We start from the raw sequence: 2,546 nt of genomic DNA, 5'->3' as shown, positions 1-2,546 counted from the left end.
GACTTGCATGTGTTAAGCAGACCGCCAGCGTTCATCCTGAGCCAGGATCAAACTCTCCGTGTTGGATTGTTTTTTTTTTGCTACAATCAAGTTCTTTCCACTCAACACAAAGGCTGGTTTTTTTCCCTTGACATTTTTCTCGTTGTTTGCGATATTGAGTATTAGCTTTCGCCTTGACTCTCAATCTTGATTTTTTGACGAGGTTAATAGTGCTTTAAGCTTTCAAACTATTCTTTTTTCTAGGTTCAGCGCCTTGGGGGCATCGCTTCAAGCTGCCCTTTTTTCGACGTTTATCAACTATAGCGTTCTTACTCTGGTGGTGTTAGTAGAGGGAACCGAATCTTTTTGTAGTAATTTCTCTACTTGTCTATTTCTACTAGCTGCAATATTGCATTGAGTTCAAGCTGAGAGAGCGGTCAATCTAATGTAGCAACGAAGACTGTATGGAGGCGACCCGGCGATCGCTCTTTCCTTGCATCTGGGCTGTTTCATGAATCGAGTACATATGCCCAGTCGCTGAATCTTCGGGCTGCTTTGTTGCGGGTGCAGCTTCGTTTAAGTTTTTTAAGATGTGTGGTATTTGGCATGAATGTGGCTGATTCCGTTGTCACAACCCCTATCTGACTCCTCGCCTGAAGAAATTCCCGAGTGGTGACGAGCAATTTTAGATTTTAGATTTTAGATTTTAGATTTTAGATTTTAGATTTTAGATTTTAGATTTTAGATTTTAGATTTTAGATTTGGGATGCAAGGGTGAAAGTCACGCATCAAGAGCATCGAATGCCGATCACTTTCTTTCCCAAGGCAGAAGCCCTAACCCCTAAATTTGTTACAATTCTCGATCGTGTGGAGCGGGTGCATCTCCAAAACCTGCTTTTAGGAGAACTTTTGACAATGTGGCTAAAATTTGGTGTTGCTCTCAGCGGCGAACTGACGAGCATTGATGAGGTTGTGCGCGGAAAAACTCAGCTAACTTGCCTCTACTGCGGTGGCGGATTGACAGCGAAAAAGGGCTCGGTGAAAGAACATCACTTCGCGCACACTGAGGAAACTTGCAAGCCCGTGTCACAGCGGATTAAAACCAAAGCTTTCCCATCGCTGCCCCTCTACGACAAGTTTAGTATCCAACTTAAGGGTGAGGAATTGTGCGATTCGTTGAAACGTGAATCACGGTAATCAGTCCGTACATAACGTTTCCAGCCACAAGGCTGAACTCTCGGTCTGATAAGGGTGTAAGTCCCTTCTACCAGACTCAGGTATGACTCCTTATCTGCCCACACCGACCAAGCTCGATTCTTGGAGAGTGAAGCTGGGAACAGGACGCAATCAGACATCTTGTGTGGGGTGACACTGGCGTTAATGGGGAGTTCCAACGGTGAAACAGAGCCTAGAAAAGTAACTTACACCCAAGCGGGACACAGACCATTAATCCCGACTTTACTGGAGTTCATTCCCGCCGAATTTTAGTTCCAATATCGGCAAGAGTCCAGGGAATCCAGAAGTTAAATTGGCTCCACCTAAAGGAACAATCAATCACGCCCGAGGGAACGAAGAAAAACGAACTGAGGGTCAAGGGGAAGTCGAACTCCAAGTAGGCTAGACGAGCAGCGGAACTCCCTTAGTTCGGGTAGGACAGACCGTAATTGGTCTGAGGTGTTCAGAGAACATAAGTTGGAGCAGAGTATGATTAGACACGGCAGCAATGTTAGTGAATCTTGGAAAACGTTACCTTGGAAGAAATTCCGAAGGGACTTATTCCGCCTACAAAAACGAGTGTTTAAAGCGATTCAGGTTGGAGACAAGCAGAAAGCGAAGTCCCTTCAAAAGCTAATTCTGAAATCTCGGGCTGCAAGAATGTTGGCGATACGTCAAGTAACTCAACTAAACGCTGGCAAAAAGACTGCGGGAATAGATGGGAAAGCCTCACTCACATTTGAGGAAAGGTTTGCCCTGAGTGAAGAACTCAGAGCCAAAAGTAACAACTGGAAACATCAGAAATTACGTTCAATACCAATCCCTAAAAAGGATGGGAGTACCCGCCTCCTTAAGATACCAACTATCGCCGATAGAGCGTGGCAATGCCTCGCAAAATACGCGCTAGAGCCAGCACACGAAGCAACCTTTCACGCTCGCAGTTATGGATTCAGAACAGGGAGGTCAGCGCAGGACGCCCAGAAATTCCTCTTTCTAAATCTAAACTCAAAAGCCCACGGAATAGAAAAACGAGTTATCGAACTCGATATCGAAAAATGCTTCGACAGGATAAGCCACACCAGCATAATGGAACGACTCATCGCCCCAAAAGGCATTAAGACCGGAATATTCCGCTGTCTAAAAGCAGGAGTCAATCCAGAATTTCCAGAACAAGGAACCCCACAAGGGGGCGTGGTAAGTCCATTACTAGCCAATATCGCTCTCAATGGGATTGAGGAAATACATCAATCAGTCCGTTACGCGGATGACATGGTGAGCGCGACACGATGTCGCATGTTGTGAGTGAGGAGGTGACTTCTCTAGGTTAGTGTCCAAACCTATCCTCAATCTCC

Annotated in this window: 2 protein-coding genes and 1 rRNA gene; 2 read left to right on the top strand and 1 reads right to left on the bottom strand. The window is 45.6% G+C overall.

The features are described from left to right. A 16S ribosomal RNA gene (locus QT996_RS28205) occupies positions 1–63 on the bottom strand; the annotation flags it as partial. A 717-nt stretch (positions 64–780) separates the two neighbouring features. Between QT996_RS28205 and QT996_RS28200 the strand changes: the two genes are divergently transcribed. Beyond that, entirely contained in the window at positions 781–1,176 is a 396-nt protein-coding gene (locus QT996_RS28200; protein WP_333050785.1) for a competence protein CoiA family protein, read from the top strand. Positions 1,177–1,683: 507 nt separating this feature from the next. Beyond that, positions 1,684–2,496, top strand: a complete 813-nt coding sequence (locus QT996_RS28195; protein ID WP_333050784.1) for a reverse transcriptase N-terminal domain-containing protein — start codon at positions 1,684–1,686, stop codon at positions 2,494–2,496. The last annotated feature ends 50 nt before the right edge of the window (positions 2,497–2,546 follow it).

The organism is Microcoleus sp. S13C4, from assembly GCF_036700865.1.
Taxonomy (GTDB): Bacteria; Cyanobacteriota; Cyanobacteriia; order Cyanobacteriales; family Microcoleaceae; genus Microcoleus.
This window is presented reverse-complemented; position numbering and strand designations above follow the sequence as displayed.

What these genes read in the sequence shown, in the direction of transcription:
- QT996_RS28200 (WP_333050785.1), top strand. Translation starts at nt 781, where the DNA reads ATGCCGATCACTTTCTTTCCCAAGGCAGAAGCCCTAACCCCTAAATTT.
- QT996_RS28195 (WP_333050784.1), top strand. Translation starts at nt 1,684, where the DNA reads ATGATTAGACACGGCAGCAATGTTAGTGAATCTTGGAAAACGTTACCT.